Here is a 14,600-nt window from a genome sequence, read left to right on the forward strand (position 1 = left end):
TGAAGCAGCGACAAGTATTGGGCAAGATAAGTTGATAGAATGCCTCTTTTTGAGCAAAAAGCGTTTGAGAATAAAACGTTTTAGAGTGAAGCGTCTAAGAGATTAACGAATGAATACTCCCAGCTGTGAATATGGCGTCAACGACAACTCCTACAAAATGGCAGGGGAATTAGCCGGTCTGACCCAGTTAGTCGATGATTTTTACCAGATCATGGATGAGTTACCCGAGGCGCAAACCATTCGCAAAATGCACCCGGACGACCTGACCGAATCACGCCAGAAATTAGCCTATTTTCTCTCCGGCTGGTTAGGCGGCCCCAAGCTGTATTCTCAAAACTATGGCACCATCCGTATTCCTCACGCCCACAGCCACCTCCCCATTGTGGCGGAGGACAGCGAGATGTGGATTCTGTGTATGCAGAAAGCGGTCGAAAAACAGCCCTATGAAGAAACGTTTAAGGTGTACCTGATCGAACAACTCCGGGTGCCAGCAGGCAGAATCACACAGGCCTGTCGCAGATAACCCTTTGGTAGATAAACCTTCAGTGATTTAACAACAGCGACCGACTACCCATTATTGAGCTTATTGAATGATCAAACTATTCCGCATCACCAGCCTGCTTGAAGGCCTCTCCTACCTGGCGATTCTGAGCGTCACGCTGGGCTATATCAGCCGCGATTATGTCTCCTCTATCGGGATGACCCATGGCATCCTCTTTATGCTCTATATGATGCTGGCGATGTCGAACAACACAGGCTGGACATCGCGTCAGCAGCTATTGTTAATGGCAGCTGCCCTTATCCCCTTTGCTTTTATCCCCACCGAGATTTTTTTGCAGAAGCAAGAACAGAAAAAACCGGCGTAAGGCCGTTTTTTTGTATGGCTCATGTAGTTAAGGAGAAAAGGGCTCTGACCCCTTTAATTTCGTATTCCTCACGCCCACAGCCACCTCCCCATTGTGGCGGAGGACAGCGAAATATGGATTCTGTGTATGCAGAAAGCGGTCGAAAAGCAGCCCTATGAAGAAACGTTTAAGGTGTACCTGATCAAACAACTCCGGGTGCCAGCAGAGAGAATCACACAGGCATGCCGCAGATAACCCTTTGGTAGATAACCCTTCAGTGATTTAACAACAGCGACCGACTACCCATTATTGAGCTTATTGAATGATCAAACTATTCCGCATCACCAGCCTGCTTGAAGGCCTCTCCTACCTGGCGATTCTGAGCGTCACGCTGGGCTATATCAGCCGCGATTATGTCTCCTCTATCGGGATGACCCACGGCATCCTGTTTATGATCTATATGATGCTGGCGATGTCGAACAACACAGGCTGGAAATCGCGTCAGCAGCTATTGTTAATGGCAGCTGCCCTTATCCCCTTTGCTTTTATCCCCACCGAGATCTTTTTGCAGAAGCAAGAACAAAAAAAACCGGCGTAAGGCCGGTTTTTTTTTGTATGGTTGAGAAAAGGGCTCTGACCCCTTTAATCTTAGCTTGCACGGAAGAGCTCCAGTTGTTCTATTAAATCGTACAAGTCTTGCGGTATTTCATCTCTTTGAAATTCATCAATAATTTGTACATCGGTTAGGTTTACCTTGTAATCGTCCTGCACTGAATTTCTAAGCATTCTTAAAGTGGTTTTTCCAGGCACTATTCCCATCCTTGTATCGATATTTGCCCATATCCCTTCAAACACTTCAATAGCTTCTCTACTAATAGTACCTGTATCAACACTGCTCCCTTGATGGTAAGTAATTCGTTTAGCTATATATTGTGATTGAGCATCCACTTTCAGTTTACTTGTAATTTCTTCCAGATAGTCGGTGATATTTTTATCAATATTTATTTCTTCACCAGACCTACGCTGTCTATTTTCAATCTGTTTTTCTAAAACTCTCTGAAGAACAGGCAATACAAGAAAGTAATTTTCCATTTCTTTTCGTTCATGAATATGCGCATGGGTAAGCTCAGCCTGTAGACTCTCCAAAATACCATCTAATTCTTCTTGGCAGTAATAATCTCGATCATAGACTGCAAATAGTTTCATATTTGCATCTATCGTGTTTTTCACTCCCCAAGCGAATGATTTAATTTTTTCCCACGATGAAAATCCACCTGATTCGAATGCTGTTAGGTTATTGCCTGAAGCTAAGTCATGAAGCTCAAGGTTCTTAGCAAACCTTCTCACGGATTTGTAATCGCTCATACCTTCCACAAACAAAATCTTTTTAGTTCTAGCCAAATGAGTCAGCGTAACATTTTGCGTGGAGCCTAGAGCTTCAAGAGCCACTTGAACCCCTTCAATATCTTTGAGCCTTTTAGCGGATCGTGCGCCTTTGTTAACTAATAGAATTTCCGAAGGATCAGCTTCTCCCATTATTTCTACAGAGTGAGTAGCGAGAAGCACATCAGATTCCAGCCCTCTAAGAATACTTAGCAGTTGACGCTGCACATCTGGGTGAAGATATATCTCGGGTTCATCTATAATAACAATGCTGGCATCACTTGACCGTGATAAGTGAGTTAAGAGCTGGCACCAAATCTGAAATCCAAATCCTGCCCAGTAAACCTCTCGATCAATCCTATCCTCAGAGACAAACATACTTAATTTTCTGTTAGGTATATCTAATTCAGGCTTGCTAATCTGCATTTCAGGCCAGGTTGATGAAATCATTTCAGAAAAATCATCCCACCCTTCATCAAAATAGTGCCAATAATTTCTGAAGTGCCTGCAAGCTCTATGTGTATTTAAGGAGTTTTTAACTGTATCCTCATTTACATATGCTTCCTCATGTTCCAGAGGACCCAGAACAGGAATAACTTGAATATTTATTGGGAAGGCATTTCGAAACCGAGCAGGAGTATTTACTCCACTACCTTCATTTTCCCAGTGCAAGATACAACCGCCTTCACTAGGGAAAAATAGAAAAAGCTTATTTCTATTAGTTAACCTAAATTCGATTTTACTATCTTCTGAATTGTAATCAGTTGCCACATTTTCTAGAGAGACACTAATTTGCTGCTCAGGCACTCTATGGCCGAAACCGGTACTTCCACTTGGTAGAGGTACTCTTTCTGCTTTTCGCCTTCGTGCTTTACGAAGAGCGACATCTAGGATTCTAAATGCGCTAATTATTGTGGATTTTCCAGCATTATTAGGACCAACTAGAATGTTAGTCTCACTGAAACTTACAGAGTAATTCCTTAATGCCTTAAAATTTGTAAACTTTACTGAACTAATTCTTACTTCAGACAAACTGAGCTCCGATTTCTATAAGGCCATAACAGCTAAATATACGACAGGTTGTCACTTTTAATGACGACAAATTGGCGTAAATATCTTTGAAAAAATCAGGGTTGGCGTGTGTCTGAATAAACCGCATAAGCTTTCCCTGCCCGAGGTTTTCTCCTCCATGGAGAAAAGTATGCCTTTATCCTTACATAAGTTACTCATGGAATAAATAGGCTTATTGCGGTGGTTATATCCACCTTTACCGAGGCTAAAAAGTTATAGATTCCTGCTTTCGCAGGAGTGATAGCTTGGTGTTGAGGGTTCCTTCCTTATTAGGAATGACATGCTGGTTTCTGCAATAAAAAACCCGGCAGTACCGGGTCTTAAATCTTTTTCTCTAGCGACGCAGTCGCGTCCTCTAGCAGCAGCGCCGCGTCCTGAAAGCGAAGCGTTCTCTAGCTCTTGCTCATCAACGATGAGCGAGGGCGTCCTTAGGATCGCATAAAGCGATCCGTTCCTTCTCCTCTTCCAGAATCTCTTCGGGGAACTGGCTCATAAAGCAGCAGCAGATCCCTTCGCCGATCATGGTGCGGGGGCCTAATGGGTGCCCGATGTGCTTATACACGCCGTGGGAGTGGCCGTGCTCATGTGAATGGCCGTGAGAGTGATCATGCCCATGCGTATGGGAGTGACTATGCCCTTCTCCGTGATGGTGGTGATGCCCATGGCTGTGTGAGTGCTCATGGCTGTGATCGTGGCTATGTTCGCCCTCACCCTCCGGATTAAACTCCGCATGGTGGTGGTGGATATCCACCTCACCCGCGGCCAGACGGCGCTGGAAAGATTCCATCAGGGTTTCATCGCCCTGAGGCTGTTCATCCAGAATCTCACGAACGCGGATCTCAAAGGCGTCGATCACCTTCTCATGATCGTTCAGGTAGGGTGTTTTGATAAACTCGATACCCGGATTTTCACCCGCCACTTTATCCACATATCCGAAAATACGTTTGATCAGACGACCGGTGAAGAGGAAGTAAGGCGCAACCACGATCTTCTTAAAGCCCAGCTTCATCAGGCGCTCAAGGCCCACACCTACGGAGGGGTAGGTCACACCGGAGTAGACGATATCGGCCCAGCCAAAGCCCATGTTCTCATTCACGATACGGGTGAGCTTCGCCGCTTCGGCATTAGCTTCAGTATCGGAGGTACCCCGGCCAACCACCACCAGCAGGGTGTCATAGAGACTCTCCGGCGGGTTCTCCGGATCCAGTCCCATCGATTCATAGATACGCGCCTGAAACGCTTCGATCATCGCCGGGTGCAGACCCAGCTCTTTGCCGTAATGCACCTCTACGCCCTCGTTCTTCTCAGCGTAGGTGGTCAGTACGGAGGGGATATCATTCTTCGCATGGGTTGCGGCAAACAGCATGCCCGGCACAGCGTAGATATCTTCTACACCCTGCTCTATCAGGGAGTTAAGCCCCATATGAATATTCGGCGCAGAAAACTCTAAAAAACCGTACTCAACCGGCATCTCCGGGAAACGCTTTTTCAGTCCCTCTGCAACGCGGCCAAACTCTCTCTCTGCATCTTTGTCACGGCTACCGTGACCACACACCATAATACCTTTTTTAGGCACTGGGCTTTCTCCAACTTGTCATTCAAACATCATTATTCTAAGGGGTATCTCTTACGAATAAGACCCCATCTATAGATCAATCCAGTGTAAGTAAGAACTCACTTATAACCTGTTTCAGTCTCTCACACTGCTGTTCTGTTTCTGCATCCACCAAGCCACTGCGTATCAGGCAGGTTTGATGCGGCTGTTCTGCATCGGTTCCCGGTGGAAAACCGTTTAATTCGTGACCCTGAACAAGGCGGATCAACACGCCCCGCTGCGCAAAAAACTGATAGATCTGCTTGGCAGTTTCACGCTTCAGCCTGAAGCTGAGAAAGAGGCCATCACTCGCCAGCCACTCTGCATCGACCGCCTCGGCCAGAGGCTGCCAGATCTGGCGGGTGAGCGCGGCACTGACCGTGATCTGCGCGCTCGCTCTCTGCTGCCAGGTTTTATCCTGCAGGGCGTTGATCGCAATCTGTTGCGCCGGCCCGTTTACCGCCCAGGGGCCAAAGGCCGTTGTCATCCGGGCCATCAAGCTCTCATTGGCGAAGATAAAGCCAAGACGGATCCCGGCCAGACCAAAGAACTTCCCGAATGAGCGTAGAACGATCAGGTTTCCCAACGCTGAGAATCGAGCATAATCACTCAGCACACTCTGTTCAGGACTGAGATCAATAAAGGCTTCATCAACGATCAGATACCCCCCTTGCGGCATCCGTTCGGCCCACTGACAGATCTGTTGCGGTGAAAACTGCAGTCCGGTTGGGTTATTCGGGTTGATCAGCAGCAGGTGAAAGGGTTCACCCAGCTGTAGGTGCTGTTCGATACCTGCCGTTGCTCGATCCAGATCGTCCGCCGGATAGTAACTGAGCGCTGCACCCGATGCACCCCAACTATAGCGATGCTCCTGATAACCGCACTCCGGCAGTAAAACCGGCAGGGATGGTAGCAGCTGAGGTAGCTGTTCTATCGCCTGTTGAGTGCCGCTACAGGCCACACCCTCGCCACCGTAGTAACAGTGCACCGCAGCCCCGAACGCCTCAGACTGGTAGGGCAACTGCTGAAACAGCTCTGCTGTTAATTCCGGCAGTGGATAAGCGGTGGGATTGATCCCTGTGGACAGGTCGAGCCAATCGCTCAGCGGAATACCGAAACGGCGCTGCGCCGTCTGAAGATCCCCCCCATGAATCAGGTCACTCACGCTGGCACCCCTGAACTGATCGCTACGATCAGGGCTATGCCAACATAAAGCGCTACGCCCCACAGCATCAGGACGCGGTTCACCAGATGGCAGGCCTCCTCAATACTCTGGGCAGAGGGTTGCGCTCCTTTTTCAGGGCCCAGGGGTGGGCGCTGCTGTAGCTGGCCGTGGTAGATCGCCGCGCCTCCGAGGGAGACATTGATCGCACCCGCACCGGCGGCCATCACCGGGCCGGCATTGGGGCTTTTCCAGGTCGCAGCCTGCTGCTTCCAGCTCTGCAGTGCAATCTGAGTTTCCCCCACCAGTGCATAACTCAGGGCGGTCAGACGTGCCGGGATAAAGTTCAGCAGATCATCCATCCGCGCCGCACACCAGCCAAACTGCAGAAAACGCTCGTTCCTGTAGCCCCACATCGCATCCAATGTATTACTTAAGCGATACAGCACCACACCCGGAATACCCAACAGGCAGAACCAGAAGATCGCTGCAAAGACCGCATCAGCACCATTTTCCAGTACCGATTCTGTTGCGGCTGACGCTACGGCGGTTTGATCCAGTTCAGAGGTATCACGACTCACGATCATCCCCACCGCAGCCCGTGCACTGTCGATATCAGCTGATTTTAACGGGGCCGCTACCGCCAGCGCATGGCTGAGCAAACTCTGCCACCCGATCGCCAGATAGAGGACGACACCGCCGATCAGCGCCGACACGACCGGAGAGCCGTCTAACAGAAGATCAACACAGAGCGCCACCAAAGATATGGGTATAACAGCGGCAGACCAGGCCAGAACGCCTGCGCGCTTCTTCGCCGCGCCCCGGTTGAAGCGCTGCTCCAGAGCAGCCGCCAGATTGCCGAACCCCACCAGCGGATGGAACCGCTTCGGTTCCTTAAAGAGGTAATCGAGCAGCAGGGCGATCATCAGACTTAACGCAATACTCATCCCTGCTCCTCAAGGTTCAGCAGCTTAAGCAGCCTGTTAACGGGCATCACCGCCTCCACACTGTCCGCCAGACGGTTGATCTGCGCTTCACGAAAGGCGGGATAATCAAATCCCTGCTGCTGTCTCAGCCCGGCCCACTCCAATAATGTCTGTAATAACTCGGGTTGATCAAAGACACCATGCAGATAGGTTCCCAGGATCTGATCAGCGGGATCACGCACGCCATCGGTATGCACCTCCCCCTCCACTTCCAACTCAAACAGAGGGTTGTCCAGTGCAGGCCCACGGCTGATACCGGCATGGATCTCATACCCGCTCACCGCTATCTCGCTGCCGCAGAGCACACCACGTACATTGCGCAGCAGTTTATCTCCGGTCAGGGTGGTTTCCAGCGGCAGAATACCCAGTGCTTTGCTGGAGCCTGCGGCAGACTCGATCTGATCCGGGTCATGAATCCACTCGCCCAGCATCTGGTAGCCGCCACAGATGCCGATCAGCTTGCCACCGAAGCGCAGATGGCGCTGAATCACGCTCTCCCAGCCACTCTCCTGTAACCAGTTCAGATCACCGCGCACATTTTTACTGCCCGGTAGTACGATCAGGTCTGCACCACTGAACTGTTGCGGGTCACGCACAAATTCACAATCCACCTGCGGGTGCATCCGCAGGACATCAAAGTCGGTGTGGTTACTGGCGCGGGGATAGAGCGGCACAACGACTTTAAGCGGCTTCTCACCACTGCTCTTCTGCTGCTGGTTAACCGCGTCTTCCGCCTCGATATGCAGGTTAGTGATGTAAGGGATGACACAGAGCACCGGTACACCGGTCCGCTCCTCCAGCCAATCCAGCCCCGGTTCCAGTAGTGTCACATCCCCCCGAAAGCGGTTGATCACAAACCCTTTGACCCGCGCTTTTTCAGAATCGGAGAGCAGTTCGTAGGTACCGAGAAGATGGGCAAACACCCCTCCACGGTCGATATCCGCCACAATGATCACCGGGCAGTCAACCGCCTCAGCAAACCCCATATTGGCGATATCATGTTCCCGCAGATTGATCTCCGCAGGGCTTCCCGCCCCCTCCACAATCACCGTGCTGTATTTTTCCTGTAACTGGGTATGACTCTTTATCACTTCAGTCAGCAGTTGCGGTTTAAAGGTGTGATACTCGGTCGCTTTCATATTACCGATCGCTTTACCGTTGAGGATCACCTGTGCGCCGATATCGCTGTTAGGTTTCAGCAATACCGGATTCATCTCCACCGAGGCGGGCAGATAACAGGCTTCTGCCTGAACCGCCTGAGCACGACCGATCTCCCCCCCTTCAGCCGTCACAGCACTGTTCAGCGCCATATTCTGCGGTTTGAAGGGTGCTACCGAGATTTTATGCCGGGCCAGAATACGGCACAGCGCGGTGACAACGATGCTCTTGCCCGCGTCAGAGGTGGTGCCTTGTACCATCAAGGTGTGTGGTGATCTGAATTGCTTCATCTATCTCTCAATATGCCTTTCGGGGCGAGACGCCCCTCCTACGACGGTTTCCTATTTTCGGGGCGAGACGCCCCTCCTACCTACGGTTTCCTATTTTCGGGGCGGGACGCCCCTCCTACGACGGTTTCCTATTTTCGGGGCGGGAAGCCCCTCCTACCGACGGTTTCCTATTTTCGGGGCGGGACGCCCCTCCTACGACGGTTTCCTATTTTCGGGGCGAGACGCCCCTCCTACAGAGCGCTTTCCTGTTTTTCATCCAGCTCTAGCAGCAGATCCTGCAACTTATCCGAATACTCCCCCGGTTCCTGCCATAAACCCCGCTGGGTGGCTTCCAATAATCGCTCGGCCATCTCCTCCAGCGCATGGGGGTTATGCTGTTCTAAAAACTCGCGATTTTTCTGATCAAACACCAGTGCATCGCTGACCTTTTCATACTGGTAGTCTGCGATCAGGTTGGTGGTTGCATCATAGGCGAACAGGTAATCGACACTGGCGGTCATCTCAAACGCGCCTTTATAGCCGTGCTCCTGCATCGCATCGATCCATTTCGGGTTGAGTAAGCGCGAACGGATCACCCGGTTCAGCTCCTCTTTCAGGGTACGCACCTTCGGTTTTTGCGGATTTGAGTGATCGCTGTGATACACCTGCGGCGCTTCGCCCCGGTAAACCTCAACCGCGTTACTCATGCCCCCCTGAAACTGGTAGTAATCATCTGAATCCAGCAGGTCATGTTCGCGGTTATCCTGATTCTGCACCACCGCTTCCAGCTGAGAGAGCTGATGCTGAAACGCCTGTGGCGCAGCAACGCCATCACCTTTCTGATTACCCCAATCCCCACAATAGGCGTAACCGCCCCAGTTCAGATAGGCCTCGGCCAGATCGCTCTTCTGCTCCCAGCAGCGCTCATCAATCAGCCCCTGCAATCCGGCACCATACGCCCCCGGTTTACTGCCAAACACACGGTAACTGGCCTGCCGTTGCGCGTCTTCGGCAGTCATCCCCTCGGCAATCAGCTCCTGCTCGCGCTTGTGGATATGTGCTGCAATGGTGTTGCTGTCACCCGGCTCTTCCAGCGCAGCAATCGCCTGCACCGCCGCATCATAAAGTTTCATCACATTGGGGAATGCATCACGGAAAAACCCGGATACACGCAGCGTGACATCCACGCGGGGACGACCTAACAGCTGTGAACTGATCACCTCAAAATCAACCACCCGATTTGAGCCCGGTGCCCAGATCGGCCTGACTCCCATAAGAGAAAATGCCTGAGCTATATCATCACCGCCGGTACGCATCGTTGCCGTACCCCAGACCGATAACCCCAGCGTGCGCGGGTAATCACCCTGCTCCTGCAGATGGCGTTCAATCAACGCCTGTGCAGAACGCTCGCCGATCGCCCAGGCCGCCGGTGATGGGATGGAACGGTTATCCACCGAGTAGAAGTTACGTCCGGTAGGCAAGGTATCGAGCCGACCGCGAGTTGGGGCACCACTGGGCCCCGGATTCACAAACGCCCCCCCTAAACCGGCAATCAGGGATCTGATCTCCAGTTCAGCACTTTGCAGCAGCGCCTTGTGGATAGTTGCCCGTGCATAAGCCAACTGCTGGGAGGTTCGTGGCAGATTATCTAAGGCATCAAGTGATCTGTCAGCTAACACATAATCACTGACCAGCTTAACCGCCAGCAGCTCCAGGCGCTCACGGGTATCAGCCTCGCTGCGCCAGTTATCCTCAGTCAGTACTTGCAGACAAGCGGGCTTATCCCCAACCCAGTTCCGGCTGCCCGCTTCCAGCGGATTAAACGGTTCACCCTCAATCTGTAGCTTAAGATCCTGCACCAGATTATGCAGAATCCCCTGACTGTCGGCGTCATCACCCCGCGGCAGCCGCAGCAGAGCAACCAGGGTATCCGCAAGCTTTTCAGTATCAGGCAGTTCACCTAAACGGTGCAGACCGTGACGGATCTGCGCCTCTTTGATATCACAGAGGTAGGCATCCAGTTCATTCAGAACAGCATCTTCATCATCCGATGTCTGGCCCAGCTCTTCGAGAAGGTGGGTCGATCTGACCTGCTTCAGGATCTCATCGCGCAGCCACTGCTGGCGTTTATCATCCATCCCCATCGCCTGATAGTACTCATCCACCAATCCCTCCAGCACCGCCATCTCGCCGTAGGTTTCGGCGCGGGTCATCGGTGGCATCAGATGGTCGATAATCACCGCCTGAGTACGCCGTTTTGCCTGCGCGCCTTCGCCGGGATCATTCACAATAAACGGATAGAAGTGAGGCATCGGCCCCAATGCGATATCCGGCCAGCACTCTTCAGAAAGCGCACTGCCCTTACCCGGAAGCCACTCCAGATTGCCATGTTTACCCACATGCACAACCGCATCCACCTGATAACACTCACGCAACCAGAAGTAGAACGCCAGATAGTTATGGGGGGGTATCAGATCCGGGTCATGATAGTTAGCCGCCAGATCGATGTTAAAACCACGGGCGGGCTGGATGCCGATAAAGGTATCACCCAGACGAATACCCGACAGCATCAACCGGCCATCGCGATATTTAATATCCTGATCGGGCGTTCCCCACTGCGTTTTGACGGCCTGCTGACAGGCTTGAGGAAGCTGTTCAAAGCAACGCTGATAATCATCCAGTGCCATACTCTGCCAGCATGGCAGGGTATGCAGGGTGTTGGGGTTATTGGTGACCGCCCCGAGCAGCTCCTGAATCAGGGCGTCGCCATTGTCGGGAATATCCTGCAGTGGATAACCGGCCCGCTGCAAAGCGCGCAGAATATTGACCGTTGAAGCGGGGGTATCTAACCCAACCCCGTTTCCTATCCGACCATCTTTGGTGGGGTAGTTCGCCAGAATCAGCGCGATACGTTTCTCTGCATTGGGTTTCTCAGCCAGTTGAGCAAAACGTCGCGCCAACCGAGCGACAAACCCCGCCCGCTCCCGATGCAGTTGATAACGCACCACCGATACCTGACTGCGCTCATCAAAGTGATCTTCCGTTTTAAAGCTCAACGCACGGGTGTGAACCCGGCCATCCATCTCTGGCAGGACCACCTGCATGGCTATATCGCGGCTACGCAGACCCTGAGCATGCGTCAGCCAATCCTCTTCAGTACTGCTGGAGAGTACCAGCTGCAGCACCGGCACCTTACGCACAAACGGAGAGTAGAACTCACTCGGTTGGGAGCAAAGATCCGGGCTGGCTACGGTATTTGAAGCAAAGCCGGTGCTGTTGATAATCAGGCTGGCGTCACTTTGCTCCAGCAGCGCATTCACCAGCGCCAGCGATTCCGCATCTTTGAGAGAAGCGATTGCGATCGGCAACGGCGCTAACCCCTTCTCCTCCAACTGCTCAATCAGTTGATCAAACATCTGGGTATTACCGCTTTGCAGATGGCTGCGGTAGAACAGCAGGAGTGCGACAGGTTTCTCTTCACTCCCCCTCTGGCGCAGCTGCCACTCGCTAAAGGTAGCCGCCTGTAATCGGGTGGGTGTTTGCCCTTTTTTATCCGTCGGCAGATAGATCATGCACTTCGGTAGCGGTCGAGGCTCATGCCATAAACACTTTACTTGCAGGTACTGATCGCTCAGGCAGTTCAGCAGATGTACGCTGTTATCCACCCCGCCTTCACGCAGGTAGCGCCAGATCCGCATCGCCTCCTGATCCGCTACAGAGCTCGCCGTAAACAGTTCCGGGTCCGGGGTATCGTCTCCGGGGACAATAATCAGCGTCCGCTCACGGTCTGCGGCAGCCCAGGCCTGCAAACGTTCAAAACCATACTGCCAGTAACTCGCGCCACCCAGCAGTGACAATACAACAACCTGAGATTGCTCCAGCACTTTATGTTCATACAGATCAAACGCAGCCGGTTTCAGCAGCTGTATCCAGTTAGCCAGACGCACTGAGGGGCTCTCCCTCTGCTCTTCAGCGGGCTGCGCTGAAAACAGACAGACAGCATCAGAGAGCGCGGCCAACGAGCTGTCGGCCGCAGAGAGAATGACAATATCCGCCGGAGTCTGATTCAGGTCGATGATCCCTTCATCATCGACAAATCCACCGGGTTGAGCGGCAAGTAGATGCATTACGTCGTCACGTGTAGCGAGTTACTAAATCGGTTCAGATCAAACCAGCGCTTCTTCGAGCGCAGCTTTGATAGTCGCTTCATCGATCCCTTTACCGATAAAGACCAGTTGGGTTTTACGCTCATCACTGCCCCATGGGCGATCGAAATAAACGTCTAAACGCTTACCCACCGCCTGCATCACCTGACGCATCGGCTTACCGGGTAACGCGGCAAAGCCTTTAGCACGGTAGATGTTAAAGTCGCTCAACAGGCCTTTCAGAATGCCCTGTAGCTTATCGCTATCGACTTCGCCGATAGCGATCACAAAGGAGTCAAAATGATCGTGGGCGTGATCATGATCATGGCCGTGATCATGATGGTGATCGTGATGGTTGTGCACCGCTTCGATACGCTCCTCGGTCGCACAATCGAGCCCCATCAGCATCTCCAGATCAGCTTCACCGTTGCTGATATAGGAGGTTTTCACCTCGGCAGGCACCTTGGCGTTGACCGTCGCTTCAACCTGATCACGCTGTGCTTCAGACAACAGGTCATTTTTGCTGACCACCACCAGATCGGCAGCACTCAGCTGATCTTCCAGCAGCTCTTTCAGGCTTGGATCATGATCCAGGCTCTCATCCGCCAGGCGCTGTGCCTGAACCTGCGCTTCATCATGGGCAAAACGACCCGCTGCAACCGCAGGACCATCGATCACCGTAATCACCGCATCCACGGTGCAGTACTCTTTAATACCCGGCCAGTTGAATGCCTGCACCAGCGGTTTTGGCAGCGCCAGACCACTGGTCTCAATCAGTATGTGATCGATATCATCACGACGCTCAACCAGCTGCTGCATCACCGGCAGAAACTCCTCTTCTACTGTGCAGCAGATACAACCGTTAGCCAGCTCATAGAAACCCTGCTCGCCCTGAGCGCCGCCTTCAGCAGCCGACTCATCTTCACAGTCGAGTGGACAACTCCGTAGCAGATCAGAATCGATATCCAGCTCGCCAAACTCATTTACGATCACGGCAATACGCTTACCTGCCGCCTGTTTCAAAACACTGGAAAGCAGGGTTGTCTTACCGCTACCCAGAAAACCAGTTACTACAGTCGTTGGAATCTTATTCAGTTGCATGATCGTTACTCTGTTGTCTCTTTAACAATTTTGGCGTTGTGATCTTTCTTACGAAATACGTGGGCCTGATCTTTGTCGTACAGATAGGAGTCCGCAAACTCATCGGTATCCAGGACATGGCCCACCAGAATCAGTGAGGTACGGGTAAAGCCTTTTTCACGGACTTTGGCGACGATATCCCCCAATCTGCCGGTCACTTTGTCCTGATCCGGCCATGAGCTGCGATAACAGACCGCAACCGGGCAATCTTCGCCATAGTGAGGGATCAGTTCATCCACAATTTTATGGATACGGGTTACACCCAAGTGAATCGCCAGTGTTGCGCCGCTCTGTGCCAGCTGAGGCAGACGCTCACGCTCAGGGAACGGGGTCTTGCCTTCATAGCGGGTCATAATGATCGTCTGTGACACACCGGACAGGGTCAGTTCTTTCTTCAGGTAAGCGGCTGATGCGGCCACTGCGCTGACACCGGGGATCACTTCATAGTCGATACCTTCAGCTTCAAGGCGGCGGATCTGCTCACCGATCGCTCCGTAGAGCGAAGGATCACCACATTGAAGGCGGGCAACATCTTTGCCCTCTTTATGCGCCAGAACAATATGCTTGGTGATCTGATCCAGATCGATCGTGGCGGTATCAACGATCTTCTCCGCCCTACCCTCTACCACTTCCAGTACTTCACGCGGAATCAAAGAACCGGCATAGAGCACCACCGGGCACTGTTGCAATATGCGATGACCTTTGAGGGTCATCAGCTCCGGATCACCGGGGCCAGCGCCGATAAAATAGACTGTCATATTTAAATCCAATGATTGGCTTTGAGCGAAGCTTCAACTGTGGGAGGCGCATTTTCGATGCCCTTGGGTACTGCGCCGATTCTTTTCGC

The 14,600-nt window shown here is 52.2% G+C and carries 11 protein-coding genes; 3 read left to right on the forward strand and 8 right to left on the reverse strand.

Going from position 1 to position 14,600, the window contains the following annotated elements; translation table 11 throughout:
• Positions 1-109 precede the first annotated feature (109 nt).
• From Q0882_RS02440 to Q0882_RS02450, 3 genes are all read left to right on the forward strand, one after another.
• The gene (locus Q0882_RS02440) at positions 110-523 is read left to right on the forward strand and encodes a group II truncated hemoglobin (protein ID WP_299177556.1); all 414 of its coding nucleotides are present in this window, start codon (positions 110-112) and stop codon (positions 521-523) included.
• Between the two features lie 67 nt (positions 524-590).
• Positions 591-866, forward strand: a complete 276-nt coding sequence (locus Q0882_RS02445) for a DUF3817 domain-containing protein (protein WP_299177559.1) — start codon at positions 591-593, stop codon at positions 864-866.
• Positions 867-1,167: 301 nt separating this feature from the next.
• Positions 1,168-1,443: a DUF3817 domain-containing protein gene (locus tag Q0882_RS02450; protein ID WP_299177562.1), complete on the forward strand. Its 276-nt coding sequence runs from the start codon at positions 1,168-1,170 to the stop codon at positions 1,441-1,443.
• Between the two features lie 50 nt (positions 1,444-1,493).
• Here Q0882_RS02450 and Q0882_RS02455 read toward each other — a convergent pair whose 3' ends face one another.
• The 8 genes from Q0882_RS02455 to cobM all read right to left on the reverse strand — a co-directional run bounded on the left by Q0882_RS02455 (position 1,494) and on the right by cobM (position 14,511).
• Positions 1,494-3,260, reverse strand: coding sequence for an ATP-dependent endonuclease (locus tag Q0882_RS02455; protein WP_299177565.1), 1,767 nt, complete (start codon positions 3,258-3,260; stop codon positions 1,494-1,496).
• A gap of 445 nt (positions 3,261-3,705) precedes the next feature.
• Complete coding sequence (locus Q0882_RS02460) at positions 3,706-4,857, reverse strand: sirohydrochlorin chelatase (protein ID WP_299178408.1); 1,152 nt, start codon at positions 4,855-4,857, stop codon at positions 3,706-3,708.
• 94 nt (positions 4,858-4,951) lie between these two features.
• Entirely contained in the window at positions 4,952-6,058 is a 1,107-nt protein-coding gene (locus tag Q0882_RS02465) for an aminotransferase class I/II-fold pyridoxal phosphate-dependent enzyme (protein ID WP_299177568.1), read from the reverse strand.
• Positions 6,055-7,002 (reverse strand): adenosylcobinamide-phosphate synthase CbiB, encoded by a 948-nt coding sequence (gene cbiB / locus Q0882_RS02470; RefSeq protein WP_299177570.1) that lies wholly within the window; start codon positions 7,000-7,002, stop codon positions 6,055-6,057. The genes Q0882_RS02465 and cbiB overlap by 4 nt, the downstream gene beginning before the upstream one ends.
• Entirely contained in the window at positions 6,999-8,489 is a 1,491-nt protein-coding gene (locus Q0882_RS02475) for a cobyric acid synthase (RefSeq protein ID WP_299177571.1), read from the reverse strand. Before Q0882_RS02475 ends, cbiB begins: the two co-directional genes overlap by 4 nt.
• A 230-nt stretch (positions 8,490-8,719) precedes the next feature.
• A complete protein-coding gene (gene cobN / locus Q0882_RS02480) occupies positions 8,720-12,595 on the reverse strand; it encodes a cobaltochelatase subunit CobN (protein WP_299177573.1) in 3,876 nt (1,291 codons plus the stop codon).
• A 39-nt stretch (positions 12,596-12,634) separates the two neighbouring features.
• Entirely contained in the window at positions 12,635-13,714 is a 1,080-nt protein-coding gene (gene cobW / locus Q0882_RS02485) for a cobalamin biosynthesis protein CobW (RefSeq protein WP_299177575.1), read from the reverse strand.
• Between the two features lie 5 nt (positions 13,715-13,719).
• Positions 13,720-14,511, reverse strand: a complete 792-nt coding sequence (gene cobM / locus Q0882_RS02490; protein ID WP_299177577.1) for a precorrin-4 C(11)-methyltransferase — start codon at positions 14,509-14,511, stop codon at positions 13,720-13,722.
• Positions 14,512-14,600: the final 89 nt, after the last annotated feature.

The sequence above is a fragment of the uncultured Neptuniibacter sp. genome, assembly GCF_947498015.1.
Taxonomy (GTDB): Bacteria; Pseudomonadota; Gammaproteobacteria; order Pseudomonadales; family Balneatricaceae; genus Neptuniibacter.

Bases quoted from the DNA above. Each gene is read 5' to 3' on its own strand.
- Q0882_RS02440 (WP_299177556.1), top strand. From the start codon at position 110: ATGAATACTCCCAGCTGTGAATATGGCGTCAACGACAACTCCTACAAA.
- Q0882_RS02445 (WP_299177559.1), top strand. From the start codon at position 591: ATGATCAAACTATTCCGCATCACCAGCCTGCTTGAAGGCCTCTCCTAC.
- Q0882_RS02450 (WP_299177562.1), top strand. From the start codon at position 1,168: ATGATCAAACTATTCCGCATCACCAGCCTGCTTGAAGGCCTCTCCTAC.
- Q0882_RS02460 (WP_299178408.1), bottom strand. From the start codon at position 4,857: ATGGTGTGTGGTCACGGTAGCCGTGACAAAGATGCAGAGAGAGAGTTT.
- cbiB (WP_299177570.1), bottom strand. From the start codon at position 7,002: ATGAGTATTGCGTTAAGTCTGATGATCGCCCTGCTGCTCGATTACCTC.
- Q0882_RS02475 (WP_299177571.1), bottom strand. From the start codon at position 8,489: ATGAAGCAATTCAGATCACCACACACCTTGATGGTACAAGGCACCACC.
- cobN (WP_299177573.1), bottom strand. From the start codon at position 12,595: ATGCATCTACTTGCCGCTCAACCCGGTGGATTTGTCGATGATGAAGGG.
- cobW (WP_299177575.1), bottom strand. From the start codon at position 13,714: ATGCAACTGAATAAGATTCCAACGACTGTAGTAACTGGTTTTCTGGGT.
- cobM (WP_299177577.1), bottom strand. From the start codon at position 14,511: ATGACAGTCTATTTTATCGGCGCTGGCCCCGGTGATCCGGAGCTGATG.